The organism is Persicobacter psychrovividus, assembly GCF_036492425.1.
GTDB classification, from domain to species: domain Bacteria; phylum Bacteroidota; class Bacteroidia; order Cytophagales; family Cyclobacteriaceae; genus Persicobacter; species Persicobacter psychrovividus.
Genome location: NZ_AP025292.1, coordinates 1,524,648 through 1,549,441 on the forward strand (window position 1 = coordinate 1,524,648; position 24,794 = coordinate 1,549,441).

A 24,794-nucleotide genomic window follows, 5' to 3' on the forward strand; every position below is an offset into this window, starting at 1 on the left:
GTCAGAGCATTATTTAGTGTTCAGACCTATACTATATTCTGTTAATTTTATTTGTGCCGATACCTATTTTTAGGTTATCGGTTTTTTTTGCCTTAACCTTGAATCGCATTAATCCTTTAATTAACTCACTGAAATAATTACATTTAATATAATCAATACAATCCATATGAATCATACAAGCATTCCAACTGTTTCGCCATTAAACCTTGAGTCCAAAGCTGCTATTCAGCATAAAATCGATCAGAAAATCAAGCCTGTCGGTTCTTTGGGCTTGCTCGAGTCCATCGCTTTGAAAGTTGCATTAATTCAGGAAACAGAGGCTCCCGAAATCAGTAATCCCCACTTATTTGTTTTTGCCGCTGACCATGGCATCACAGCAGAAGGCGTGAGCCCTTTTCCTTCAGAGGTAACCCCTCAGATGGTATTGAATTTTCTTTCTGGCGGAGCTGGGATCAATGCTTTTGCGAATCGACATGGTTGGTCGCTCAAGGTGGTAGACGCAGGGGTGAATTTTGACTTCGAAGCCCACCCGTTGCTGGTTGACGCCAAAGTGAAAAAGGGTACAGGCAATTTCCTGAAAGCACCTGCCATGTCGGAATCAGAATGTTTGAGTGCCTTTGTAAAAGCCTCCGCTTTGGTGCAAGAGGCCAAGGAGGCCGGCGCCAATACCATTGCTTTTGGAGAAATGGGCATTGGAAATACCACCACCGCTTCTTTGCTAATGGCGAAAGTTTTAGGGCTTTCAGGAACGGAATGTGCGGGCAAAGGTACCGGAGCCAATGAGGCCATTGTGGCGCGCAAAGCCGAAGTGATCGATTTGGCCTTGGAGAAATATGCCGACCTGAAGGATCCTTTGGCGATTCTTTCTGCCATGGGCGGCCTTGAAATTGCGATGGTTTGTGGTGCGATGCTGGAGGCGGCAGCGCAGCGGATGCTGATTGTGGTTGATGGATTTATCATCACTTCTGCCTTGTTAATGGCCGAGCAGCTTTGTCCTGAAGTGCTTGATTATTGTGTTTTTGCTCACCAGTCCAATGAGCAGGGGCATCAAAAGATGCTGAAACACTTTAACGCCACACCAATTTTGCAACTGGGCCTCCGCCTGGGCGAAGGAACGGGTGCGGCACTGGCATTGCCGATGATTCAGTCTGCCGTTGATTTTTTGAATCAGATGAACAGTTTTGAAACAGGCGGCGTAGCCACAGGCGAATGAGGCGGCAGTGGCATTTGTTCCTAACGGCAATGATGTTTTTTACACGGATTCCTATCCCAGTAAAAATTCCTTATGGACAGGACTATCTTGATGGTGCAACGCGGTATTTTCCTCTCATTGGTTATTTGGTGGGGGGAATTTGTGCGTTGGTTTATTTCTTGGCTCAGCAGTTGTGGAGCCCAGAAATCGCTTTGTTGTTTTCCATGGTGTCAGGCGTTTTGGTAACAGGGGCATTTCATGAAGACGGCTGGAGTGATATGTGGGATGGCTTCGGCGGAGGATGGACCAAAGATCGAATTTTGGTCATTATGAAAGATTCCAGGATCGGCGCTTATGGTGGAATTGCTTTGGTGCTGTTATTACTGATGAAATTCTTTGCTTTGCGCGATCTTGCTCCTGGGCCAATTTTATGGTCAATATGGACAGCGCATGTGCTCAGTAGAATTATGGCGGGCTCGGTAACTTATCAATATCCATATGCCCGCGCGGAAGATGACCCTACCGCCAAGCCAAGTATAAAGCGGCCTCAGCCTGTAGATTTATTGTTTTATTTGCTGTTTATGCTGATCCCTCTTGCTTTTGCTCCAACGCTTGCCTTTTTATGGATCATCCTACCCGCATTTCTGGTGCGAACCTATATGGCGTGGTATTTCAAACGATGGGTGGGCGGTTATACAGGCGACTGCCTCGGGGCCATACAGCAAGCCACAGAAGTAACGGTCTATTTGTCTATTTTAGCCATGATTGCTTTAGTCTGAATGAAAAAAATTACGCTGATAAGACACACCACTCCCAAAGTAGAAAAGGGGATATGCTATGGGCAACTCGACTTGCCCGTAGCATCTTCATTTCCTCAGGAATCTGCCTCAGTTCGCGAAAAGTTAGGGAAGGCAGATTTTGACCTGCTGTATTCGTCGCCATTGTTGCGGACAAAATTGCTCGCCGAGGCGTTATTTTCTCCCTCAGAAATTGTGTTCAGTGATTCGCTTAAAGAGTTTGATTTCGGGATTTTCGAGGGGAAACGATGGACAGATTTACCTCAGGAATTGTTCGATGCCTGGGATGCAGATTTATTGAATTTTCAGTTTGAGCAAGGGGAGTGCCTGAAAGGTTTTTACCACAGAGTGAAAGAACTCACAGGCGCTTCAGCTTTTCAGTCAGCAGAAAATATAGCGATTGTTACCCATGCAGGCGTGATCAGGTGTTTGCTTGCCTGGGCTTGGGATGTTGAGGTGGAGAAAATTTTTCAGTTTGACTTTCCTTACGGATCAGTGTTGGAAATCAAATATTGGGGACCGGGAAAAATTCAATGGAAACTTCTCTGATAAAAAAATAAAAACTCAAGGCCAATGCTGGGATTAATCCCTTAATGCTGAAGTTTTTTCTGAAGAAAAATACGCTTCAGACCGTGAAGGAATTTCTTGGTATAATGGCGTTTTTTTCCGAGGAAATTTTTTACCGACAGCAATGGCATGACAACATCGCCAAAATTTTTCTGCTCAATTTCTGCATATCGCTTGGCCAAATAAATCAGCGCATCAACATCGGAGGTTAAAGATTGTACATTTTTGATTTTTGCCCGCCGATTGAACTCATGGTTAAAGCTCATCCTGTTGATGTCAATCAGTGCAAAACGATAATTCCTTTCAGGGCCTTTGTGTACCAAAATATTCCCCCCATTAAAATCTTTATGTAGAATTCCCTGTGCATGAAGATCATGAATGACAAAATCAATGAACTGATCAATGATCAGGGCCCGATCTTCCACCTCAGTAGAGAGCAAATGGGATACATCATACATCCCCGGATCAAAATCCGAAATATAATAGGCGTTCTTTAAAATGCCCCACCTGTTTTTTACTTCAATATAACTGATCGGTTGAGGCGTGTCCACACCCATTTCAAGCAACTGAAGGGCGTGCAGGTAAGAACGCTCCGCTTTTGTTTTTCTAATAAATGAATAAATAAAAGTATTGGCCAAAGTTGGCTTTCCAAAGGATTTTACGCAGAGTTTCTGGGCTCCGCAATCCACTACCTTTACCTCATTTCTCCCACCCTGTAGTGTTGTTCCAATGCTGTTGAAATTTTCATGAAGCTCATCAAGGAATGCCTGCTGCGCTTCACCCGTCGAAATTATTTTTACTTTATTCATAAGATTCCGCAAAGTTAAGGTTTTTTAGTCGAATGATTGAATAGATGATCATTTAAAAAGTTGTTATATTCTAAATGTACCTTAATTGTGAGGTTTAAGTGCAAAAACAAGGCGTTTAACCGAATAAATGTTCTTTAATGTCTGCGGATTTATTTTGGCTATTTTTAATTATAAAGTCTATTTTTTATATTATTTTGATTGAATTTAATAGGGGTAATTTAGACTGAAACTATCGTATGAGAAAAATATTAATAGGAATCGTGATTGGCGTGATTTTTATACAGTGTACAGAAAAAAGAAGGACTCCAATCCCTAATGTTATGCTTTCATACACGCCAGATACTCCCTTGTACGAAGTTTTTGAAGCCTTTCAGAATGTAGGCTTATTTGAAGACAGCAAGACTTTTGTGGATGCCGAATTGGTAACCAATCAGGATGCCGTGGTGCAGGACTTTTTAGCCACCAAAGGCAGGGATAAACAAACGCTATCGGCTTTGTTTAAAAGGCATTATGAATTGCCTGAGGCCAAACATGAGGTAGCGCTGAAGCCTACGGATAGTATGGAGGAGCATATTGCCATGCTTTGGCCTTTACTTGTTCATCAGGATTCGGTACAGCAGCAGGGGTCAAGTCTTATTGCGGTGCCCAAGCCATACGTTATTCCTGGAGGACGCTTTCGGGAAGGGTATTACTGGGATAGTTATTTTACGATGCTTGGACTTTTGGAAGCTGGTAAGCTTGAATTGGTGACGGGCATGGTCGATAATTTTGCCTATTTGCTGAAGACTTATGGTTTGATTCCCAATGGTAACCGAACTTATTATTTGTCGCGATCGCAACCGCCAGTTTTTGCCATGATGGTCAAGGCACTTGAAGAGAAAAAGGGGCGGGAATTCTGTCTGAAATATCTGCCTGCACTTCAGCGGGAATATGCTTTTTGGATGGATGGTGCTGCGGAACTTCAGCCTAAAGGGCAATACCGCCGTGTGGTGAAGTTGTCAACAGGTCAGGTATTAAACAGGTATTGGGACGATGAAGACAGTCCAAGGCCAGAAAGTTTCCGTGAGGATGAAGCCCTTGCCAAGGGGCTGCCAGAAGAGCAGCAAAAAGAAATGTACAGAAATCTTCGCGCGGGTGCTGAAAGTGGCTGGGATTTTTCTGCCCGCTGGTTCCGCGATCAGCAGTCGTTATCAGAAATCCATACGACGGAAATTTTACCCGTAGACTTGAACTGTATGCTGTACTTTTTGGAGCATACCATTGCTGAATATCATAACGAGCTGGATCAATATGAGGAAGCAAAACTGATGGCAACAAAAGCGCAGACCCGCAAAATGGCCATTCAGGAGTTGATGTGGTCGCGAAAGCATGGTTTTTTTGTGGATTATGACTGGAAGCAGGAAAAGAAACGCTACATTTTCACCCTCGCTGGTGCATGGCCATTATATTTTAACCTCGCCTCAGACGCTCAGGCGCTTAAAGTAACTCATAAATTGAGCGCTGATTTTCTAAAATCAGGCGGATGGGTGACCACCTTGATTAACTCCACCCAACAATGGGACAGCCCGAATGGATGGGCACCCTTGCAATGGGTCGTATTCAAGGGGCTGGAGAATTACAACCAAAAGCTACTCGCCAAAAAAGGTGCGCAGCGTTGGGTTGAGCTCAATAGAAAAGTATGGAAAAACACGGGGAAAATGATGGAAAAATACAATGTGGTGGATGCTGATTTGTTGGCTGGCGGCGGCGAATACCCTGCCCAGGATGGCTTCGGCTGGACAAACGGTGTGGTGGTGGCCATGTTAGCGGACGGTGTTATGGAAAAGAAAAAGGCAACGGTGGTGGCAGAGTAACTATTTTTTTGTGATTTTTATCAATAAAATTAATGGGATCTGTTGGCTTTTGATAGGATTCCTTATAGGTTTGTGGCGTGAAAAAATTTTTAGTCCTGTACCTAACGATCAACATCCTCATTGCATCCTTTGCAAGAATTGGGGTGGTGTTCACCTACGAGGTGTTCCAGGACTATATTGCCCAAAATTTATGTGAAAATAGATTTGAGCCAATCACGGTTTGTTATGGCAGTTGCTTTGTGAAAAATGGTTTTGAGCAAATTGAAACCGCAGCACAATCTACGCAGCAACAAGCGCAAGGCACGCCAGTAAACATTGTATTCGATTTTTTCTCAAATGAATTATTTGCGATCTCATTGCCCAAAATGAGTGATTTTACAGGACTGCAGCATCATGCGTGGTACCTGAATTTGTATGTCTTTTTGCAAAAAGGAAAAGTATTTATCCCTCCTGTGGCTGTTTAAGGCCATTTTTCTTCAATCAAATTTGTTTTTTGTATCCTGTAAAGGCGTAATTCACTGTGTTTTAATGGTATTTGTGTGCTTTGTTTTGTAGGGACGTTGCATGCAACGTCCGTACCGTCAGGTACAAAATACATAGCAGTTTAGTTCAATCATCCTAAAGTATGGACGTAACCACACTTGATGTTATCCCGCGGAACTTTATTTCAATGTTGTGTGGGATAACCTGAAGTCATTAAGTTAAGGATTTCGGCTTGGCTCAGGTCTAAATTTGAAATGTCTTTACAGGATCATGCGCTAATCTAAATATCTCATCGTTTTATTGACTGCAGGAAATTTTCCGAAAGATGAACTATACGCAATCAATTTAATGATGTGAATAACAGTAATTAACAAATACCTATATCAATTAATCAAACCTATGAAGTTTTTAAATTCATTTACTTTTTTAATGATCGCTATCTCAGTGGTCCTATTTTCTTGTTCGAACGAAACTGAAGAAGTGATTCAAGATCAAGGACTTTTGGTCGAATCATTTGATATTCCTGATACAGATTTAAAGTTGGAAATGTACGGACATCACAAGCTGATGTCGGGTTACAATCCTTTGGGCTTGCGTGTGGTGAATGCCAATGGAGAAACCGTTGATGCACAAATTAATGTGGAGCCGATGATGTATATGGGGGGAGGGACCTACCACTATACTCCAATTGATGTGCCTGCTATTGATTTTCCCAAAGGTCAAACGCCGATAGGAATTCTTTTTGTCATGTCATCTACAAATGGGTATTGGGAATTAACTTTTTCAGTTGAGGGTAATGGTGTTGAAACTCAATTTTCTGAAAGGGTTCAAGTGGCCGATAGCCAACCTGAAGATCGCACGTATGGCCAACATTTCTTAGGTACACTAATTCATGGCGAACCTTATTACTTTTCCTACTACTGGAAAAATGGGCGACCTTTAGCAGATGCAAACGAGTGGGTAGGGGTTGCCTATAAATTCAGCAGGTCAAATGGCTTCGTTCCCGTTTCTGGTTTGGAATGGAACACCATTTCTTGGATGGCTTCGATGAATCATGGTGCACCTGAAAACCAAACGGCTGAAGAAATCGACGGTTTCGAAGGCCACTACGCTACCAAAGTAAACTTCACCATGACAGGCGACTGGCAAATTGCCAACGATGTCAAAATGGGGGAAATGTCTGTGTTGTCATCAGAGGCAATGCCTGCAGAAAAAGAAGGTGAGATTGACTATTACGCAGGTGATGTCTTCTATCTTGAGTTCAATTAGATTTAGCTATTGGTAAGGTCAGACCCATATGTCCGTCCGGAACAGTTATTTTAATGATGATTACGGGCGAACACGTGGCTTCGCCCGTACCTACCACGATAAAATTTTGTGTGTCAATATCAAATTGAGGTTGTGCAACTACGCCTGATTTGAGAACAAAGCTAACGCAAAAGTCCTCTCTCGTGATCGCTATTTTGTAAAATTCAAATCATCATGGTAATCCTTTAAATCAAGGTAATCATGGCTTTTAACCCTGCCCTCCATGTCCATCCTCATTTTCCTTCTCACTCTTCCTTTCCTTCAGCCACAGGACACGGTTAAGACCATTTCGCTCGAAAATGTCGCCATTATCGGTCAGCGAGATAGTTTGAATCAGCCTGCGGGAGAAAGTCAGATCGACGATCTTATTTTACATAATCCACAGGTGCGATTGATCCGCCGTGGCGTGGTGGCAGGAGATCCAATGATGCTGGGCGTCAGTGGGGGACGACTGGCGATGAGCCTTGATGGTATTCGGGTGTTTGGTGCCTGTGCCGATCGGATGGATCCGCTGACGGCTTACCTTTCCGCTTCGGCGATTGAAAAGATCGAGGTGAAGGATGGCTTGAAGGGGATGTCGGTGGGCAATACCCTCGGTGGTGGAATCAATTTTGAGCTGGAAAATCTGCAACACTACCAAAAAGATAAATGGTATGTACGCAGCTTTTTAGAAGGACAATCCAATGGTTTGGGAGGAAGTATGGGGCTTTCTTTAGGGAAGAAAACGGGAGCGGTTTCATGGAAATATAGCATCTCTGCTCAAAAATATGGGGAATATTTTGATGGTAATGGAGCACTTGTTGAGCATAGCTATTTTCAGAAATACCACCAGACTTTTCAGGTGGCGACCCAATGGAAAGGGCATCAAATGCAACTCAATGCGTTGAATGATTTGGGGATTGATGTTGGCTATCCTGCCTTGCCGATGGATACAGGGCGGTCTTCCGCATGGATGATCTGGCTGTCGGATCGAAAGAAAATGAAGAACCACCTTTGGGAAGGTCGATTGTATTTTTCGACGATCGATCATGCGATGTCGGATGATGCTCGGGAGGATAAGTTGGTGGATATGGATATGCCCAATTATGCCAAAACCTTCGGGGCAAACACCCAAATTCAATCATTGAAAGGTAAATTTCTATATCAAATAAAAGGAGAGCTTTATCGTCGTTCGGCACTGTCGGAAATGTCGATGTATCCCGAAGGATTTATTCCTTCTTATATGCAAACCATGCCCGATGTGCACCGTTGGAATGCCTCCCTTTTTGCCAAGGTAGATCATCAAATCAATGAGCAGTGGTGGATGAATATCAATGCCCGTTGGGATGGGATAAGAGACCAACTGACATCAGAGGTAGGTTTGGGACAATGGCGTGCCTTGGGCTATGATCTTTCCGACCCAACTTATTTCATGACAGGCAATTTCAACTACTCCATAGGCTATCAAATTAGCCTAAATCAAAAAGTAAATTTTGACCTTGGTGCAGGAAGCCGAATGGCGGAACTCACCGAGCGTTATGCTTATTATTTATACAATACCTACGACGGCTACGATTATCGAGGAAATCCCGAGCTGACTACTGAAAAAGCCCTTCAGGCACAGATCAACTTTGATTTCAAAGCCGAGAAACAGCACCTCCACCTTTCAGCCTATACCCATTATATCTTCAATTACTTCATGGGAGTGATCGATCCCGACCTGATCCGAATGACGCCTCAAGCCAATGGAGTAAAGGCATACGAAGACGACCATAGCGCCACCATTTTCGGTTTTACCGCACAATATGATGTTGCTATTAACAACCACATCTCCGCCAACCTAAGCACCTCAGGGCACTGGGGGATGCGCTCCGATGGCGACGCCATTCCCTTAATGGTTCCGCTCACTTGGCGACCACAAATCAATTTCCATAAAAACCAATGGCAAAGCTTCGTAAGTTACGAAGGCGCCACGGGTCAATACCGCCTGAGCAAAGACTTTGGAGAACAAAGCACATCGCCCTATCACCAGTTCAATATCGGAGGAAGCTACCAACTCAACCATTGGAACTTTTCCCTTCGAATTGATAATTTACTAAATGCCCAGTACCGTACTCATTTGGATTGGGGAAACATCCCACAGAATGGGCGGAATTTTAAATTGAGGATGGAGTATCGGTTGTGATGATTTTTATATCCTCGCTGTAGAGACGTAATCTTTACGTCTGTGCGGAAGCAAGAAGGGATTGGTGGTTTGATCCTGTTTTAAAAATGAGGTTAGGGGTTTGTTGCTTATTCTGAACGATGACTAATCTACAGGGACGGTTTGGGTACATAGGTGCATCTACTATGTTAAATAGTCGGTCACTTAAGCGCAGTTATGGCTCTATTGAATGTCAAATCTTAGGGAATATGAAGGTGTATGACTTGAAAGATTATTTTGCGTGTAAACACCCCGCCAACCCCCATATTTGATATCCCCAATAACTTCCCGAAATTCCCTCTTTAACTAACATTAATTCAGTTATGAAAAGAGGTGAAAAACAAAAGATTGCTTTGGTAGAAAAGTGGGAACGTTCCTCGTTGAGTATTCGGAAATTTTGTGAATCCGAAGACATCAGTCAAGCGAGTTTTTATAAATGGAAGCGTTTAAAAAAGGAAAAGGTATCAAGCTTTTCTCAATTTCACACACTTGAAGTGGATTGGCCTTCAGGGCAGGAGGAAAAAGTAACGCAGGGTGAAATTGAAATTCATTTTCCCAATGGCGTCAAAATTTTCATGCCATCGGACTCATCAATGGAACGTTTAACTGATATCATTCACTCATGTTAGCTGTTGGACCAAAGGATTTATTATTTCTATTCAGTGAGCCAATGGATATGCGCAAGAGTTTCGATGGGCTTTGTGGTTTGATACGGAATTGTACGGATAAAAACCCAATGGACCGGAATATTTATATTTTTGTCAATAAGTCACGAAATATGATCAAGTTACTTCGTTTTGAAGGCGATGGCTTTGCGATCTATTTTAAGCGTTTGGAAAAGGGGCGTATCGAACTTCCTAAAAAGCAGGATGATGGAACTGTCAGTCTAAAAATATCTCATGCGACAGTCATGATGATGCTCGAAGGTATCGGTTTGGAAAAACGAAAAAATAGGAAGCGACATCAGTCTAAAAACAGTCTTTAATTAGCTTAAATGGCTGTTTTTGATTATATTTAGTCATGGACATCACCTCTAAATATAATGACTTACTCAAGGATCATAACGATCTGAAACACCGTTTTGAGGTGATGGAACAACAACTCAGTTATTTTTTGAAATTGCATAATGGCTCGAGATCAGAGCGGATGCCTAAGGGGAAAGTGGTGGATGAAAAGCAAACTGAAATACTTTTTGACGGGCAACAAATCATAGACACTCCCATTGAGTAATCTACTCAAAATACAACTAATAAAAAGTCACGTAAAAAAGGATTAGCCAAAAGGCTGGTGCTTCCGAAAGATCTACCGACCAAGGATATTTATTTGAAGCCCAAGAATCTTCCCGAAAATGCGCAAAAAATTGGTGCGGAAGTGGTTGAAGTACTGGACTATCAACCGTCGAAGCTAATTAAACTTTGTTTTCATCGGGAGAGGTATGTGATTCCTTTGGAGGATGAGCGGTTTGAATCATTTATGGCAGATTACCCCTCAAAAATTCCCATTCCGAAGGGCAATGTATCCGCTTCGTTGCTTTCTTATTTATTGGTCAGCAAATTTGTGGATCACCTACCGATTTATCGTCTGATCCAGATGTTCAAACGGGATCAGATCGTCATATCAGATTCGACCATCAACAATTGGATCAAAAAGTCAGCTGAATTGCTTGAAGAATTGTATCAACTTCTGACTCAAAAAGTACAGCAATCCAATTATGTGCAGGCTGATGAAACCACGATCAAACTCAGTAAAAAAGGTGGAGCAGTGAAAGCCTATATGTGGGCGTATCATGCGCCATGTGAGAAAATTGCTTGCTTTCAGTTCAACCGTGGACGAGGTGCTGTGCATGCGAAGAAATTTTTTGATGACTTCACCGGAAAATATATTCAGGTTGATGGTTACGCAGGTTATGATTACCTGGAAAATCGAAAAGAAGTAACATTGGTTGCCTGCTTGGCTCATATTCGTCGAAAATTCTTCGATGCACAAAAGAATGACAAAAAAAGAGCCTTATATGTGCTCAAAGAAATAGGGCAAATTTACGAAATCGAGCGAGCGTTCAAAGAAGAACAGGCTTCCGTTCGACAGCAAAAACGAAAAGAGCAGATCCTTCCAATTCTGATGGATTTAAAGGAATGGATCAAAGAAAATGCAATATATACCACCCCAAAACAGGATTTAGGCAAAGCTTTTCAATATTTCCTCAACATGTTTGATCGAATGATCAACTATGTTGAAGATGGGCTGTTGTTGCCTGACAATAACTTAATAGAAAATCAAATCCGACCAATCGCCATTGGACGCAAAAACTATATGTTCGTAGGTTCAGAAAGTGGTGGACAATGGGCGGCGATGTTCTATTCCTTCTTTGCCACATGTAAACTCAATGGAGTCAATCCGATGCAATGGCTTACCCATGTTCTTGAAAATATCCGCACAACTCCTAAGGATAAGTTGGAGGGGTTGTTACCTCAGAATTTTGAGGGGTGAGTATGACGGGGTGTTTACTTAAATAGAATGCATCCTACTGAAGGTCAAATAGATCAATTGACTTATGAGTACAAAGGGAATAAGCTTCAAAAAGTGATGGATGGAAGTATCTATAATAAGGACGGAATTGTAAGAGATTATCGACAGAATCCTCATCATAGCACAACCCATTATGATTATGATCACAATGGAAATATGAAAGCGGACTCAAGTAAGTTTATTACCTCAATACAGTATAATTACCTTAATCTTCCTCAGAAAATTCGATTTAATTCGGGAGTTGAGCTTCATTATTATTACGATGCTTCAGGGAAAAAACTGAAAATGCACCATTCACATGATAGCACCGAGTATATTGATGGAATACATTATGAAAATGGAAAAAGAGCTTTTGTTCAGCATAAAGAAGGACAGGTTGACCTGAAAAATCATACCTACCTATACTACCTTACTGATCATTTAGGAAATGTACGCCAAATGATGGATAGTAGCGGACACATTGCACAAAGTACTGACTATTACCCTTTTGGTTTGGTTGCACGAGGGGGCGCATTAGCCCAAAATAAATATCTTTATAATGATAAAGAATATCAGGACTTAACAGGTTGGTATGATTATGGTGCAAGAATGTATGATGGGCAGATTGGTAGGTGGCATGTGGTGGATCGACAAGCAGAACGTAATCTTTCGATGTCTTCATATAACTACGTAGCAAATAATCCATTACTATTTATTGATCCTTATGGAGAAGAGATTTGGATTAATTTTATGACTGATAATGGTGAGAAAGAACGAATAAAGTATTCTATAGGAATGGAATATAAAGGAGATAACTTATTTACTAGCAATGTAGTCCAAACACTTAATCAAATGAGTAGTGTGGATGGAGGGGCTGTAGTTCTTAATGATTTATCATCCTCAAAAAATTTATATAATTTTAGTAATGAAGTTGCTGTTGATAAACAAGGAAAGCCGATGAAGGATGTTTTGAGCTTTTCCCCTGATAAATTAAATGGTGGTGGAGTGATAAAAGCTGGTAATATAGGTACTATTAGCAAACCACTACAAGATATTGCTCACGAATTATTTCATGGATATCAATATGAAAATGGGCAAGGTGACTTTAAAGTTAATGGAGTAAATAATGAAGTTGGTGCCTATTTATTTGGTGCTATTGTATCTAAACAAAGTAGACCATATGGTGTTGATACTAAAATAGGACAATCCTATTATTTAGCAATGCTAGGCCTTGAATTGGGTGGATATAATAAGGATGATTATCATATAGCAATCAATAGTTTTAAAAAAGATGCAAGTGTTAATCAATCGGGCATTTATAATAAATTTGGAGTCAATCAAAATCTAAAACCACTAATTACAAAATTTTTAAATGGAGGGCATTAATGCGAAATTTGATTATTATTATATTATTATGTTTAACTTCATGTAGAATTTTTCAAAAAAAAAATACAGAGGAATTAATACATATTATTCAGCCACAGGCAATTGTTATCAAATTAGATCAACTACCTATAATAAATGTTTCTGATCTATTTGGAAGGAATGTTAACGGCAAGATTTATATAAAATTTTATGTGAATAAGTATGGTGAAATAATCTCTTATGAAATAGTGAAAATTGATATATACGATCAATCTAAAAATAAAATTACTAGCCTTGATTTTTTTCCTGAAAAGATCAAAGATAAAATAGAAAGAGTGATTTTAAATTTATCGTTTGAAATAACACCAGACATAAATAAAATTGACTTAAATAAACAATATAGGATACTTCCTATTCTTATAGAATAGATGGTAAAGAATCCTATCTCCATAAAAACTAACCCCTCTGAGCAACGCTTAGAGGGGTTTTATTTACACTTCAATTTTTTATAATCGGGAATAAATTTTTTTTCTGAAGTATTGTTTTCTTCCTCAAAGGAGATCACCCGTCAACCTCATATTTGATAACCCCAACAACTTTCCGAAAGGTAAACACCCCATCACTCTCCTGTCTCAAAATTTTGAGGCAGTAAATTTTCCAACTCATTCTCTGATGTCGAATGAATATGCTCAAAAACGAAGGTAAGCCACTGCATCGGATTGATGCCATTAAGTTTACAGGTAGCGAAGAAAGAGTAGAACATAGCAGCCCAATGTCCACCGGTTTCTGAACCGACAAACATATAATTTTTGCGGCCAATGGCGATCGGTCGGATCTGATTTTCGATCAAATTATTATCAGGGTAAACACCCCACCAACCCCCATATTTGATATCCCACACAACTTCCCGAAATTCCCTCTTCAACTAACAACACCACCGTTATGAAAAGAGATGAAAATCAAAAGATGGCTTTGGTCGAAAAGTGGGAGCGTTCTTCCTTGAGTGTTCGGGAATTTTGTAAATCTGAAGACAACAGTCAGAAGAGTGTTTATTAGCCTATGGTAATTTTTTTTTATATTATAAGGTTTTTTAGTTATATTTAGGTATGTATATCATTTGTAAATAAGATGGTATGCTAGTGAGTAAAAACCTGATTTTGAGGTGATAGATAGACTATTTGATTATTTTTTGAAATGGCATACTGCTTTGAAGTTAGAATGAATGATTAAGGTGTAAGCTAAAGGCGAACTAATTGCACAATCCTTAAATTGAGGGTGGTGTTTTCGGGTTGGTTACTTTTGCGAGTATCTAAACTTTCCGTTTTTATATCCCGCAGGGATTACATAACATAGCGAGGGGTGAAACCCCTCGAAATATTATTCTGAAAATCTGTAACCCTGAAAGGGTACAACTTTTGATTATATAGAAATTTATATTACGCCCTTTCAGGGCTCAGTATTTCGTGGGCTATTTTCCCGGGGTTAGCACCCCGGGCTAAGTTATCGCATCCCTTCGGGATTTTCTTTACTTTAGTAAATATTGACTCAAATTAATACAAACTGCCAGGCAATATGCCCTTAGCTTAATGACATTGGATGCCTCCATATAGTGCCTGAACCCCATTTTGAAAACCCGACCCAACCCATTTCAATGGGTTTTTGTATTGATAGCCCATTGCATTAGCTGTGGGCGCACTATGCAGATTTAACAATCACCCAAAATTCCCCAAATCATCACTCTCCCGAATAACGTCCGAGCTTTGCGAGCTTTCCGTCATCATCCTTTCGGGCATCATCATAAACCCAAAGATAGAACCGCAGATCCCGCCGATGATGTGGGCGCTGTGGCTGATGTTGTCGGCATTGTAGATCGCCATGAATTCTTGGCCGAGGTAGAGAATGCTGACCAGCACAAAAGTTACGGGCAGGTGTCCTCTTTTGTAGTTGGCGATCGAGCTGAGGATGATCATCATGAAGACGATGCCACTTGCGCCCCGCAGTCCCGTCGAGAAGAAGCTGACATTGATTATACCAGTGACTAAACCTGTCAAGAAGATCATTAGCATCAGTTTGCTCTTGCCGTATTTTTCCTCCAATAGGGGGCCGAGCAACAGAATGTACAGCATATTTCCCACGAGGTGATCGGTGTTGGCGTGCCCAAAGATATGGCTGAAGATCTTGAAATAATCAGCAGGATTTCCGAAATCAAAATAGGCGCCCACGGAGAACAGGTAGCCGATGACATCGGGTAAAAAGAATTGAGCAATCAGGACGACACAGCAGATGATGGCAAAGCCGATGGTTACGGGTGCGTTATTGTATATTTTCATTTGAAATAGCGTTTGAAATCATTTTACTTAATCCTAAAACCGAGATGATGATCAGCCCCAAAATCGCCCACTGTTGCCAGCCGGAGAAAGGATCATCCAACAATACGCTGAGGTGATTGGCTTGTATGCCGACATAAATCACCATCAGCGTGCGGGGCATCATGCCGATGAAGGCACCCCAAAAGAAAGGGCGCAATTTGGCGCCCGCCAAAGCAAGCAACACATTGCTGACCGCAAAGGGCAAAACAGGACTTAGCTTGGTCAGGATTACCAATGTCAGTTCCTGATGCTTGAGCCGTCTTAAAATCATCTGTGCCTGCGGATGATCGCTGAGGCTTTGGATGAAGTTTCCCCCGTCAATTTTTCTTGCGACAAAATAACAAATTACCGAGGCAATCAGGTAGGCGGGAATGACAGTGAATAGTGCCGTCCACCCCAAAAGGTAGCCGCTGATCAGGGCGATCAGGGTGGTGGGCGTCAACGCAAAAGCCATGGTGATGGCACTGACGGCACCGAGGATCAGCCATTGGTGCCATTCGAAAGCACGAATCACGCCCTCGTATTGGATTGCCAAATAGCCGACCGTCCCGCTGAAAAGCAGGGGCAAGGCCGTCAAGGCGATGGCGAAGCCAAGGGAACTGCCATTGGCGCGTAATATGTTGAAGATTGTTTTCAAGTTTTTTTAATGTTTTGTTTTCCACGGGTAAACAACCCGAGGCTATTGAAAATGTACCTTCGGCACATTAAGTTAGACGTTATTACAAGTTTCGAATTTTTCATTCTTGGATGCTAACGCAAAAGATTACTTTGTCAGCTGTATGGATGCACCTACGTGTGTATCCAAACTTTTCCATATTTTTGATTTGGGCAGACACATAGGTCAGCCCGTACAGCAATCAAATAAAATTTCGTGAGGTAGTTTAATGTAGTTATCGATTCCCCGCCCCCATCACTATACGTGAGACGTAATAAATTACGCCTTTACAGGATACCGTCTTTCCTCAAAATAATCTGTGGAAATCTGTGTAATCTGTGGATAAAATAAATAATCAATACAACTCCCAATGCCCATCCAAATAATATTTATAGAGCGTCGGGTGGTGCAGGTAATTCGGTTTGATATTCTTATCATCGACCTTAAAAACAGACTTCCCGAAGGACATCATCATTTTCATGGCATCTTGGTTGATCCAGTGCGTGGTGGAGTCGGGAAAATTAAGTTTTTCAAAGGCGCGTTTCATGTTTTGCTGTGGAATATTTTTGCTTCCCATCACCCAGCCCCATTCGCCCAAGGTTATCAGGTGGGTATGGTAGGGGAGAGTGCTGAAGCCTGCCGCCTGAAAACTTTTGTCGATGCACTTAAAGGCTTCTTCCGCATAATAGGGGCTTCCTGCCTGCGTTACCATTAGCCCGTTCGGGCGCAGGTGTTTGTAGCAAAGCTGATAAAATTCCACAGTATATAATCGGGCAATATCGACATTTTTTGGGTCAGGCAGATCAATGATGATGCCGTCATAATAGTCCGGATGATCCGCCATAAAAGTAAAACCGTCGCCATTGATAATTTGTACTTTTGGGTTATGGAAGGAGTCTTGATTGATCTTTCGCATGACGGGATTTTCCTTGGCAAGATGTGTCATCGCAGGGTCAAGATCTACCAAGGTGATTTTCTCCACCGACGGATATTTCAACACTTCGCGTGCCACACAACCGTCGCCTCCACCGAGGATCAAAATGTTTTTAGGTTGCTTCAATTTGGAAAGCATCGGGTGGACAATCGCCTCGTGGTAATTCACCTCGTCGAGGGTCGAAAGCTGTTGATTTCCATTCAAAAATAACCAGTAATCTCCCTTGTTTTCAGTCAGTACAATGCGCTGATAGTTGGTTTGCTGATCGAAAATCACCTGATCGGCATAGCGTTGCTGTTCGCCATAAGCGATGATGTTGGAAGCCTGCCATAGCCCCAATCCCCAAATCAAAAACATAAAAGCAGAAGCCCATTTGAGTTTTTTATACTGTACAGTTTTAAGGTGTTTGTTCAGCAATATCAATAGATAAAATGCCACGGAGAAATTGACCATTCCCAACACAAAAGGAGTGTAGGTCAATCCCAAATACGGACGCCCAACAAAGGCGAAAAATATCCCGCCCAATAAACTTCCATAATAGTCATTTTCCATGATGTTGGAAACATTCACTTTCAGCTCTTCGAAGGCGTCATTCATGCGAATCACCAAAGGAATTTCCATACCGATCAACAGACCGATGATCAGACTCAGACTGTATAAACTCACTGCTGTGAGCGAGGGAAATAGACTGATCCCGTAGGCCGTCAAGGAGGCGAAAGTAACCAGCAAACTCAGGATATATTCCAAGGAGATGAAGGTGGCCAACAGGTCGGTTTCAAAGCGTCGGCTGATGCGTGCGCCTAAGCCCATGGCAAAAAGCATGATCGAAACGATCAGGGTGAACTGTACCACCGAGTCGCCCAAGAAATAGGATGCCAGCGTGGAAAGCACATACTCGGCGACAATGCCAGACAAACCAGTGGCAAAAAGGGCAATCTTGAGACTGCGGGAAAATTTTGGATCCTTGGTCATGGATAACTTAGGGGTGAGCAAATATTGTTTATCTGCCAAAATTATGTTTTTTTATGGGAGTGCGGAAAGAATGATTCGTTATTTTGTTCATGAAATCCTATTTGCTACCAATTTTCAGTAAATAAAGAGGATTGTCTATTTTTATAGTTATATAAATGCAATCCGCTTTTAATCTATGACTTGCATAAAATCTGTAAATTTGTAGTTGTTTTACTACCAGGCATTTTCCCGATTTTAACGGTTTATTTTTTTGTCATCGCCCCATCATCAATCCGTTGCCTGCCTATTAGGGCAGGAAGTTCTGACTAAGTGAAATATAAATATGAGTGAACATTTAGCAATAATGATTCGGCGCCGTGCGAAAGAGTTCGCAGGTTTAAAGGCTTATGGCTTTCAGAATGAGCAAAAACAGTGGGAGTACCGCAGCTGGGAAGAATTTGTGGAACAAATCGACACCCTCGCGGTGGGTCTGCTGGAGTTGGGTATAGCCCCAAAAACCCATATGGCAATCTTTGCTCAAAATTGCCCTGAATGGACCATTGCTGATTTTGCCATCCTTTCTATTCGGGGGGTAGTGGTGCCAATGTTTGCTACAATTTCGGCTGAACAGGCCAAATATATTCTTGAAGATTCCGACGCCAAGGTGGTCTTTGTAGGCGGGCAGGCTCAATATGATGCGATCAAGACTTTGCGTTCGGAGGGTTTTGTTTTCCAGAAAGTCATTGTCATGGATGCTTCAGTGAAGATTGCCGAAGATGAGGTGGAGCTTTATTATGCCGATGTGATGAAACTGGGCGAAAAGGGGAATGCCCTGAAAGTTCAGCATATTTTGGCGCAGTCGAAAATGACGGACCTGGCTTCATTGATCTATACTTCGGGCTCGTCAGGAATACCGAAAGGCGTGATGCTCGATCATGAAAACTTTGCTTTCTCCCGTCATACCCTTGATTTGCGAATTGATGTTGGCGTGGGGGATACATCTTTGGCCTTTTTGCCATTAAGCCATGTTTACGAACGCGGTTGGACTTACTATATGTTGAGCCGTGGCGTAACGAATGCTTATCTTTCCAACCCTCGTGAGGTGATGGAAGCCTTCAAGGCCGTGAAGCCGACCCTTCTTTGTTCGGTTCCCCGCCTTTACGAAAAGATCTACTCGACGATTTACGCCAAACTCGAAGAGGCTTCCCCGCTGAAACGCAAAATCTTTCATTGGTCGGTAGGGATGGGAGAAGCGGTACTGAACCGTAAAAATGCCCAGCGCTCGGTGCCATTAACCTTAAAACTTCGTCATAAACTGGCGGAGAAATTGGTGCTGAAAAAATTGCGTGAAGTATTGGGTGGCAACATCAAATCAATCCCTTGTGGGGGAGGAAAATTGAGCCCTTCTATCCTGCGATTTTTCCATGCAGTGGGTATGCCGATCCGAAATGGCTACGGCATGACCGAAACGACGGCTTTGATTTCTTCCTTCGAAGATACAGGCATAAACTTTCAGTCGATTGGTAAGGTGATGCCAGAGATGCAGGTGAAGTTAGGTGCCAAGAATGAGATTTTGGTCAAAGCGCCGAATGTCATGAAAGGTTATTATAAAATGCCTGAGGAAACGAAGAAGGTGCTTGAGGGTGGCTGGTTACATACAGGAGATATTGGTCGATTTGATTCTCACGGTAATTTGGTGTTTGAAGAGCGCCTGAAAGATTTGATGAAAACCTCCGGTGGGAAATACATTGCTCCGCAGATGATTGAGTCCAAAATCGGAAAGGATCAGTTTATTGAGCAAATCGCCGTGATTGGTGATGAAAAGAAATACGTAACCGCTTTGATCGTTCCTGCCTATGATGTGTTGGAAGAATGGGCCAAGAAAAAGGGCGTGCAGTATAATTCGATGAAGGAGTTGATTGAAAACTCCACCGTTGCCGACTTCATGACCAAACGAATTGCCAACCTGCAATGTGGTCTGGCCAAGTTTGAAAAAATTCAAAAATTCAAACTGCTTTCCAAAGGATTCTCGCAGGAGAAAGGAGAACTGACTCCCACACTGAAAATCAAGCGGAAGGTGATTGATGAACATTTCAAAAAGGAGATTGAAGAAATGTACGATGAGCCTAATAAAAAGCGGGCATAGAAATTACAGGGTACAAAAAAACGATCGTTCAATGATGAGCGATCGTTTTTTTTATATTCAGAATCTACGGTAGGGGTTGTTTTACAACCATAATCCGGTATTATACCACGAAATTTTATTTGGTCACTGTATGGGCTGACCCAATGTCATTAAGTTAAGGATTTTGGGCTGACTCATGTGTAAATTTGAAATGCATGTAAAGGCATAATTCATTATGTCTCACGTAACAATTTGAATTAATCCAAGGGAAATCAGCGTTGTGTTAGACGTTAAAAATAACGTCTCTACAGGATAAGGCGCTTAACTTAATGACATTGTGGGCTGACCTATGTGTCTGCCCGAATCATTATAAATTTTGGGTGGTTTGGATACACACGTAAATGCATCCGTACAGCTCACGAAATAATATTTTTCATACTATCACGAGAGCGGACTCTCGCGATAGTTTTCAAAAGCTTTATTATCTTTTCAAATAATCATCCAACAGGTATTCTGTATAAGCCTTGGCATGTTTGATGGTTTGCGCCTTTATTTTTGGATCGTTTGAGCGCTGATATGTTACCGTATCCTCCTTGATATTGTAAATCAGATAGTCGTTTGGTGTTGCCCATCCAATGTTCTCGATAGAGGAGAAGTAAGCATATTCTGGTGTGTATGGATTGAAAACGTTCTTACTGAAAGGGAAATTGTCGGTATGAATATCCAGCTGTTTCAGCAATGAAGTGGTCACATCAATCTGAGAAACGACCTTGTCAATTTTCTTTCCTTTGAACTCTTTTTTCAAAGGTTCACCATAAATAATAAACGGGATCAGGCGGTTTTCATAAGAATCCAGTGGCCATTCACGTGGCGACTTGCGGGAGTGATCCGCCATAAAAACAAAGATGGTGTTTTTATACCACGGTTTTTGCTGTGCTTTGGTCAGGAATTCCCCAATGCGGTGATCGGTATAGTTTGCGCCGTCCAGCAAACCGTTTTCACTTCTGCCCACATGGAAGGTCTTAAAGCTTTTCTGATCAAAAGGCGAGTGCGTACTGATGGTCAGGAACATATTATAAAAGGGCTTTTTGAGCTTGAAAGTGTCCATGTCTGCCAACCAGCGGTCAAAATAAACCTCCTCATGGTAGCCGAGGCTTCCTTTCGGGATGTCTGTTTTAATATCGGGTTCATCCACAATCCTGTCCCATTTACGGGTAAACATCCATGCTTTTACATTCACATAGGATAGTTGTCCGCCATAGTAAGCCGAGGCATAGTAACCGTTTTCCTGTAAATTATTGGTGATCGATGGCAGGTGCTGATGCTTGCTCAGCTGCCCAACAATCGAAGTATGTGGCTGCGCAGGGTAGCCCGATTGCGTTCCACTGATCCCCTGATCGGTACGGGTTGCCGAACTGATGCAGTTGGTGAACAGCAAACCATTGTCGATCAAAGTATCCAGAACAGGGGTAACATCTTTATAGCCGCCCAGCTGTTCCACCAAATCAGCAGAGAAACTCTCCATCAGTACAAACACAATATTTGGTCTTTTCTGATTGAAAATATGGACAGTCGTGTCTTTTTTTACCGTCAGCAGAGAATCCACAATAGCGTTCGCCTCCTTGCGGGGCATATAGTGCGCAAAAGGATTTGTTGTTGAATTATGCTTGTTGTTGTCCAGGCTTTGCAGGAAGTTCCATGGGCCGTTCACCGTTGCCGTATTGACAATCGGGAACTTACTGAAGTAAACATCCGACTGCGAAATTGGAATACTTTCGGTCAAACTGCCTCGGAACGCCCAAACGATTCCTACGGCGGTGATCACAAAATAGACAAAGGCCATCAGCCAGTGCGTTCGCCCAACTTTTGCGGGGCGTACCACAATGTAGCGATACAGGAAGAAGCCCACCACACACAAAAATGTGGCGTAGGCCATTGTTTGAAAAAACAAGGCAGAACCGGTAGAGTCTACAATAATTCCCGGCGATTTAATGTAATCCACCACGCGGTAATTCAATCGGGTTTGCCACTCATCAAAAACAGGCAATTCCATCGCCATCATCATCGCAATAATGAAGGTGAAAAGCCCATTGAAGAAATGAACCACTTTTTTACCGATTCTTTCCCCCCCGAAAAGGTTCATCAGCAGGGTGATAATAACAGGTAATGCCATCAAATAGCCTGAAGCCGACCGATCCAGCGGCAAGGCCTGCCAAAAGCTTTTGAAAATTTCACTATTGGGAACGGTTTCAAAAAGGTGCCGATTATGAAATATGAAAATAATGCGTGTGAAGGCGAAAAACCCCAGCCAATAAAAGTATTGCTGAAGCGTAAATATTATATTTGATCTTGAGAGGGATTTGAACATAGGAAGTTTTTTTGCAGATTATATCATTTTTTTGTTCAGGCAAAAGGAACTATCGCAAATATTAAGCCTATTTTTGAATTTTTATAATATTCTATACAGAATCAAGATCGAAATAATTAGTTACTGAATTTTTTACTTGTTTTAACGATTTATTCCCGCCAATCAGCAGGAAATCGTTATATTTGCCGACAATTTCAACACGTTACAACTTCTGATGAATAACGAAATTTTAAATCGTGCCGCGGATAATATCCGTATCCTTTCTGCTGCAATGGTAGAACAAGCAAAGTCTGGTCACCCTGGTGGTGCTATGGGCGGCGCTGACTTTATCAACTTGCTTTATACTGAGTTTATGAACTACGACCCGAAAGATCCTCGTTGGATCAACCGCGATCGTTTCTTCATGGATCCAGGACACATGTCACCTATGTTGTATTCTCAGCTTCACCTATTGGGGCATTACAACATGGAAGATTTGAAAAACTTCCGCCAGTGGGGAAGCCCAACGCCAGGTCACCCAGAGGTAGATTTGGACCGTGGAGTGGAAAACACTTCAGGGCCATTGGGTCAGGGACACACCATGGCGATTGGTGCAGCTATTGCGGAACGCTTTTTGGTGGCTCGCTTCGGTGAGTGGATGGCACACAAAACTTATGCTTTCATCTCTGATGGAGGTATTCAAGAGGAAATCTCTCAGGGAGCAGGTCGTATCGCAGGTCACTTGGGCTTGGGTAACTTGATCATGTTCTATGATGCAAATGATATTCAATTGTCAACAGAAGTGGATGAAGTAACTTCTGAAGATGTTGAAGCAAAATACAAAGCTTGGGGATGGCATGTAGTTACTGTTGAAGGTAACAATGTGGCTGTTCTTCGTGATGCCATGAAAGCAGCGCAAGAAGAAACAGGCAAACCTTCATTGATCATCGGTAAGACGATCATGGGTAAAGGTGCTGTTACTGAAGCAGGCGAAAACTTCGAGCGTAAAGTTTCTACTCACGGTCAGCCTTTGGGTGCTGCGGGTGCTTCTTTGGCGAAAACTGTAGAGAACTTGGGTGGTGATGCTGCCAATCCTTTCGCAGTATTCGAAGATGTCGCTAAATTCTATGCGGAAGTTTTGGAGGAAAAAGCGGATTACGCTTCTACCAAAAAAGCAGAGCAAGCGGAGTGGGCGAAAGCTTATCCTGAATTGGCGGCCAAATTGGAGACATTCTTCTCAGGCGAAGCATCAAAAATCGACTGGGCATCTATCGAGCAAAAGCAAGGTGTGGCTACACGTGCAGCTTCAGCGACTGTATTGGGTCACTTGGCTGAGAACGTGGAGAACATGATCGTTTCTTCTGCCGATTTGTCTAACTCGGATAAAACAGACGGTTTCTTGAAGAAAACACACGCTTTGGCGAAAGGTGATTTCACCGGTGCTTTCTTGCAAGCAGGTGTTTGTGAATTTACTATGGCAGTTATCGCTAACGGTATCGCCCTTCACGGTGGGGTACAGGTTGCGGTTGCGACATTCTTCGTATTCTCTGATTACATGAAGCCAGCTTTCCGTTTGTCGGCATTGATGGGCTTGCCAGTAAAATATATCTGGACGCACGACGCCTTCCGCGTAGGTGAGGACGGACCAACGCACCAGCCAATTGAGCAGGAAGCGCAAATCCGTTTGATGGAGAAATTGAAAAACCACCACGGCGACATGTCTTTGTTGGCTTTGCGTCCTGCAGATGCAGACGAGGCAACGGTTGCTTGGAAAATGGCAATGGAGAACGTGAAAACGCCAACGGCTTTGATCTTCTCTCGTCAGAACATTACTTCACACATGAACTACGAACAGGCTTTGGGTGCTGAGCGTGGTGCTTATGTCGTGAAAGCTGAGGCACAGCCAGACGTAATCTTGGTTGCTTCAGGTTCTGAGGTAGCTACTTTGATGGAAGGTGCAACTACTTTGGAAGCACAAGGATTGAAAGTTCGCGTGGTTTCTGCTCCTTCAGAAGGTTTGTTCCGTGCGCAGGACAAAGCTTATCAGCAAGAAGTATTGCCAACAGAAGTTCCTACTTTCGGTATGACGGCAGGTTTGCCTGTAACGTTGGAAGGTTTGGTAGGTCCATTCGGTCGCGTATTCGGTTTGGATCATTTCGGGTACTCAGCACCAGCAGGTGTTTTGGATCAGAAATTCGGTTTCACTGGCGAAAATGTAGTGAAGCAGGTAACCGCTTATTTGGAAGATTTCAAAAAATAATTTAAAGCCCTGAGCTTTATAAATTCAAAAGCCTCCATGAATTTTCATGGAGGCTTTTTTTTTATTCCTATTCATCGCCCCCGCCAATGCAG

Annotated in this window: 21 protein-coding genes; 15 read left to right on the forward strand and 6 right to left on the reverse strand. The window is 42.4% G+C overall.

The genetic code is table 11. The features are described 5' to 3' along the window. Positions 1-166: 166 nt before the first annotated feature. The 3 genes from cobT to cobC are packed head-to-tail and all read left to right on the forward strand — an operon-like array spanning position 167 to position 2,538. Positions 167-1,213 carry a nicotinate-nucleotide--dimethylbenzimidazole phosphoribosyltransferase gene (gene cobT / locus AABK40_RS06685; protein WP_338398008.1) on the forward strand — a complete coding sequence of 349 codons (1,047 nt, stop codon included), beginning with the start codon at positions 167-169 and terminating at the stop codon, positions 1,211-1,213. Positions 1,214-1,242: 29 nt separating this feature from the next. Next, positions 1,243-1,971 (forward strand): adenosylcobinamide-GDP ribazoletransferase, encoded by a 729-nt coding sequence (locus tag AABK40_RS06690; RefSeq protein WP_338398009.1) that lies wholly within the window; start codon positions 1,243-1,245, stop codon positions 1,969-1,971. Further along, on the forward strand, positions 1,972-2,538 hold the full coding sequence (gene cobC / locus AABK40_RS06695) for an alpha-ribazole phosphatase (RefSeq protein WP_338398010.1): 567 nt from the start codon (positions 1,972-1,974) through the stop codon (positions 2,536-2,538). It abuts the gene before it with no gap. Positions 2,539-2,579: 41 nt separating this feature from the next. Here the strand turns inward: cobC and AABK40_RS06700 are convergent, their stop codons facing one another. After that, positions 2,580-3,365 (reverse strand): lipopolysaccharide kinase InaA family protein, encoded by a 786-nt coding sequence (locus AABK40_RS06700; protein ID WP_332920649.1) that lies wholly within the window; start codon positions 3,363-3,365, stop codon positions 2,580-2,582. 320 nt (positions 3,366-3,685) lie between these two features. Here AABK40_RS06700 and treF point away from each other — a divergent pair, with 320 nt between their 5' ends. The 10 genes from treF to AABK40_RS06750 all read left to right on the forward strand — a co-directional run bounded on the left by treF (position 3,686) and on the right by AABK40_RS06750 (position 13,489). Next, positions 3,686-5,218, forward strand: a complete 1,533-nt coding sequence (gene treF / locus AABK40_RS06705) for an alpha,alpha-trehalase TreF (RefSeq protein ID WP_338398011.1) — start codon at positions 3,686-3,688, stop codon at positions 5,216-5,218. Between the two features lie 77 nt (positions 5,219-5,295). Continuing rightward, positions 5,296-5,682, forward strand: a complete 387-nt coding sequence (locus tag AABK40_RS06710) for a hypothetical protein (protein ID WP_338398012.1) — start codon at positions 5,296-5,298, stop codon at positions 5,680-5,682. A 418-nt stretch (positions 5,683-6,100) separates the two neighbouring features. Further along, the gene (locus AABK40_RS06715; protein ID WP_338398013.1) at positions 6,101-6,970 is read left to right on the forward strand and encodes a FixH family protein; all 870 of its coding nucleotides are present in this window, start codon (positions 6,101-6,103) and stop codon (positions 6,968-6,970) included. Positions 6,971-7,232: 262 nt separating this feature from the next. After that, the gene (locus tag AABK40_RS06720) at positions 7,233-9,173 is read left to right on the forward strand and encodes a TonB-dependent receptor plug domain-containing protein (RefSeq protein ID WP_338398014.1); all 1,941 of its coding nucleotides are present in this window, start codon (positions 7,233-7,235) and stop codon (positions 9,171-9,173) included. Between the two features lie 341 nt (positions 9,174-9,514). Further along, complete coding sequence (gene tnpA, locus AABK40_RS06725; protein WP_338398015.1) at positions 9,515-9,820, forward strand: IS66 family insertion sequence element accessory protein TnpA; 306 nt, start codon at positions 9,515-9,517, stop codon at positions 9,818-9,820. Next, the gene (gene tnpB, locus AABK40_RS06730) at positions 9,814-10,176 is read left to right on the forward strand and encodes an IS66 family insertion sequence element accessory protein TnpB (protein ID WP_338398016.1); all 363 of its coding nucleotides are present in this window, start codon (positions 9,814-9,816) and stop codon (positions 10,174-10,176) included. Before tnpA ends, tnpB begins: the two co-directional genes overlap by 7 nt. Positions 10,177-10,211: 35 nt before the next feature. Further along, positions 10,212-10,421: a hypothetical protein gene (locus AABK40_RS06735; RefSeq protein WP_338398017.1), complete on the forward strand. Its 210-nt coding sequence runs from the start codon at positions 10,212-10,214 to the stop codon at positions 10,419-10,421. A gap of 57 nt (positions 10,422-10,478) precedes the next feature. Then, a complete protein-coding gene (tnpC, locus tag AABK40_RS06740) occupies positions 10,479-11,678 on the forward strand; it encodes an IS66 family transposase (protein WP_338398018.1) in 1,200 nt (399 codons plus the stop codon). 27 nt (positions 11,679-11,705) lie between these two features. Next, complete coding sequence (locus tag AABK40_RS06745; RefSeq protein WP_338398019.1) at positions 11,706-13,082, forward strand: RHS repeat domain-containing protein; 1,377 nt, start codon at positions 11,706-11,708, stop codon at positions 13,080-13,082. After that, positions 13,082-13,489, forward strand: coding sequence for a hypothetical protein (locus tag AABK40_RS06750; protein ID WP_338398020.1), 408 nt, complete (start codon positions 13,082-13,084; stop codon positions 13,487-13,489). The genes AABK40_RS06745 and AABK40_RS06750 overlap by 1 nt, the downstream gene beginning before the upstream one ends. A 191-nt stretch (positions 13,490-13,680) precedes the next feature. Here AABK40_RS06750 and AABK40_RS06755 read toward each other — a convergent pair whose 3' ends face one another. The 4 genes from AABK40_RS06755 to AABK40_RS06770 all read right to left on the reverse strand — a co-directional run bounded on the left by AABK40_RS06755 (position 13,681) and on the right by AABK40_RS06770 (position 18,030). Further along, the gene (locus AABK40_RS06755) at positions 13,681-13,986 is read right to left on the reverse strand and encodes a transposase domain-containing protein (RefSeq protein ID WP_421953300.1); all 306 of its coding nucleotides are present in this window, start codon (positions 13,984-13,986) and stop codon (positions 13,681-13,683) included. Between the two features lie 787 nt (positions 13,987-14,773). Then, entirely contained in the window at positions 14,774-15,391 is a 618-nt protein-coding gene (locus AABK40_RS06760; protein WP_338398021.1) for a rhomboid family intramembrane serine protease, read from the reverse strand. Next, positions 15,375-16,067: a TVP38/TMEM64 family protein gene (locus AABK40_RS06765; RefSeq protein WP_338398022.1), complete on the reverse strand. Its 693-nt coding sequence runs from the start codon at positions 16,065-16,067 to the stop codon at positions 15,375-15,377. The genes AABK40_RS06760 and AABK40_RS06765 overlap by 17 nt, the downstream gene beginning before the upstream one ends. A gap of 373 nt (positions 16,068-16,440) precedes the next feature. Continuing rightward, on the reverse strand, positions 16,441-18,030 hold the full coding sequence (locus AABK40_RS06770) for a polyamine aminopropyltransferase (RefSeq protein WP_338398023.1): 1,590 nt from the start codon (positions 18,028-18,030) through the stop codon (positions 16,441-16,443). Positions 18,031-18,313: 283 nt separating this feature from the next. On the opposite strand from AABK40_RS06770, the gene AABK40_RS06775 reads away from it, so the two are divergent. Next, positions 18,314-20,116 (forward strand): AMP-dependent synthetase/ligase, encoded by a 1,803-nt coding sequence (locus tag AABK40_RS06775; protein ID WP_338398024.1) that lies wholly within the window; start codon positions 18,314-18,316, stop codon positions 20,114-20,116. 460 nt (positions 20,117-20,576) lie between these two features. Here the strand turns inward: AABK40_RS06775 and AABK40_RS06780 are convergent, their stop codons facing one another. Beyond that, complete coding sequence (locus AABK40_RS06780) at positions 20,577-22,463, reverse strand: LTA synthase family protein (RefSeq protein ID WP_338398025.1); 1,887 nt, start codon at positions 22,461-22,463, stop codon at positions 20,577-20,579. A 214-nt stretch (positions 22,464-22,677) separates the two neighbouring features. On the opposite strand from AABK40_RS06780, the gene AABK40_RS06785 reads away from it, so the two are divergent. Next, entirely contained in the window at positions 22,678-24,702 is a 2,025-nt protein-coding gene (locus tag AABK40_RS06785) for a transketolase family protein (protein WP_338398026.1), read from the forward strand. The last annotated feature ends 92 nt before the right edge of the window (positions 24,703-24,794 follow it).

Coding starts and splice junctions, on each gene's coding strand:
- cobT (WP_338398008.1), top strand. CDS start 167: ATGAATCATACAAGCATTCCAACTGTTTCGCCATTAAACCTTGAGTCC.
- AABK40_RS06690 (WP_338398009.1), top strand. CDS start 1,243: ATGATGTTTTTTACACGGATTCCTATCCCAGTAAAAATTCCTTATGGA.
- cobC (WP_338398010.1), top strand. CDS start 1,972: ATGAAAAAAATTACGCTGATAAGACACACCACTCCCAAAGTAGAAAAG.
- AABK40_RS06700 (WP_332920649.1), bottom strand. CDS start 3,365: ATGAATAAAGTAAAAATAATTTCGACGGGTGAAGCGCAGCAGGCATTC.
- treF (WP_338398011.1), top strand. CDS start 3,686: ATGCTTTCATACACGCCAGATACTCCCTTGTACGAAGTTTTTGAAGCC.
- AABK40_RS06715 (WP_338398013.1), top strand. CDS start 6,101: ATGAAGTTTTTAAATTCATTTACTTTTTTAATGATCGCTATCTCAGTG.
- AABK40_RS06720 (WP_338398014.1), top strand. CDS start 7,233: ATGTCCATCCTCATTTTCCTTCTCACTCTTCCTTTCCTTCAGCCACAG.
- tnpA (WP_338398015.1), top strand. CDS start 9,515: ATGAAAAGAGGTGAAAAACAAAAGATTGCTTTGGTAGAAAAGTGGGAA.
- tnpB (WP_338398016.1), top strand. CDS start 9,814: ATGTTAGCTGTTGGACCAAAGGATTTATTATTTCTATTCAGTGAGCCA.
- AABK40_RS06735 (WP_338398017.1), top strand. CDS start 10,212: ATGGACATCACCTCTAAATATAATGACTTACTCAAGGATCATAACGAT.
- AABK40_RS06745 (WP_338398019.1), top strand. CDS start 11,706: ATGCATCCTACTGAAGGTCAAATAGATCAATTGACTTATGAGTACAAA.
- AABK40_RS06750 (WP_338398020.1), top strand. CDS start 13,082: ATGCGAAATTTGATTATTATTATATTATTATGTTTAACTTCATGTAGA.
- AABK40_RS06760 (WP_338398021.1), bottom strand. CDS start 15,391: ATGAAAATATACAATAACGCACCCGTAACCATCGGCTTTGCCATCATC.
- AABK40_RS06775 (WP_338398024.1), top strand. CDS start 18,314: ATGAGTGAACATTTAGCAATAATGATTCGGCGCCGTGCGAAAGAGTTC.
- AABK40_RS06780 (WP_338398025.1), bottom strand. CDS start 22,463: ATGTTCAAATCCCTCTCAAGATCAAATATAATATTTACGCTTCAGCAA.
- AABK40_RS06785 (WP_338398026.1), top strand. CDS start 22,678: ATGAATAACGAAATTTTAAATCGTGCCGCGGATAATATCCGTATCCTT.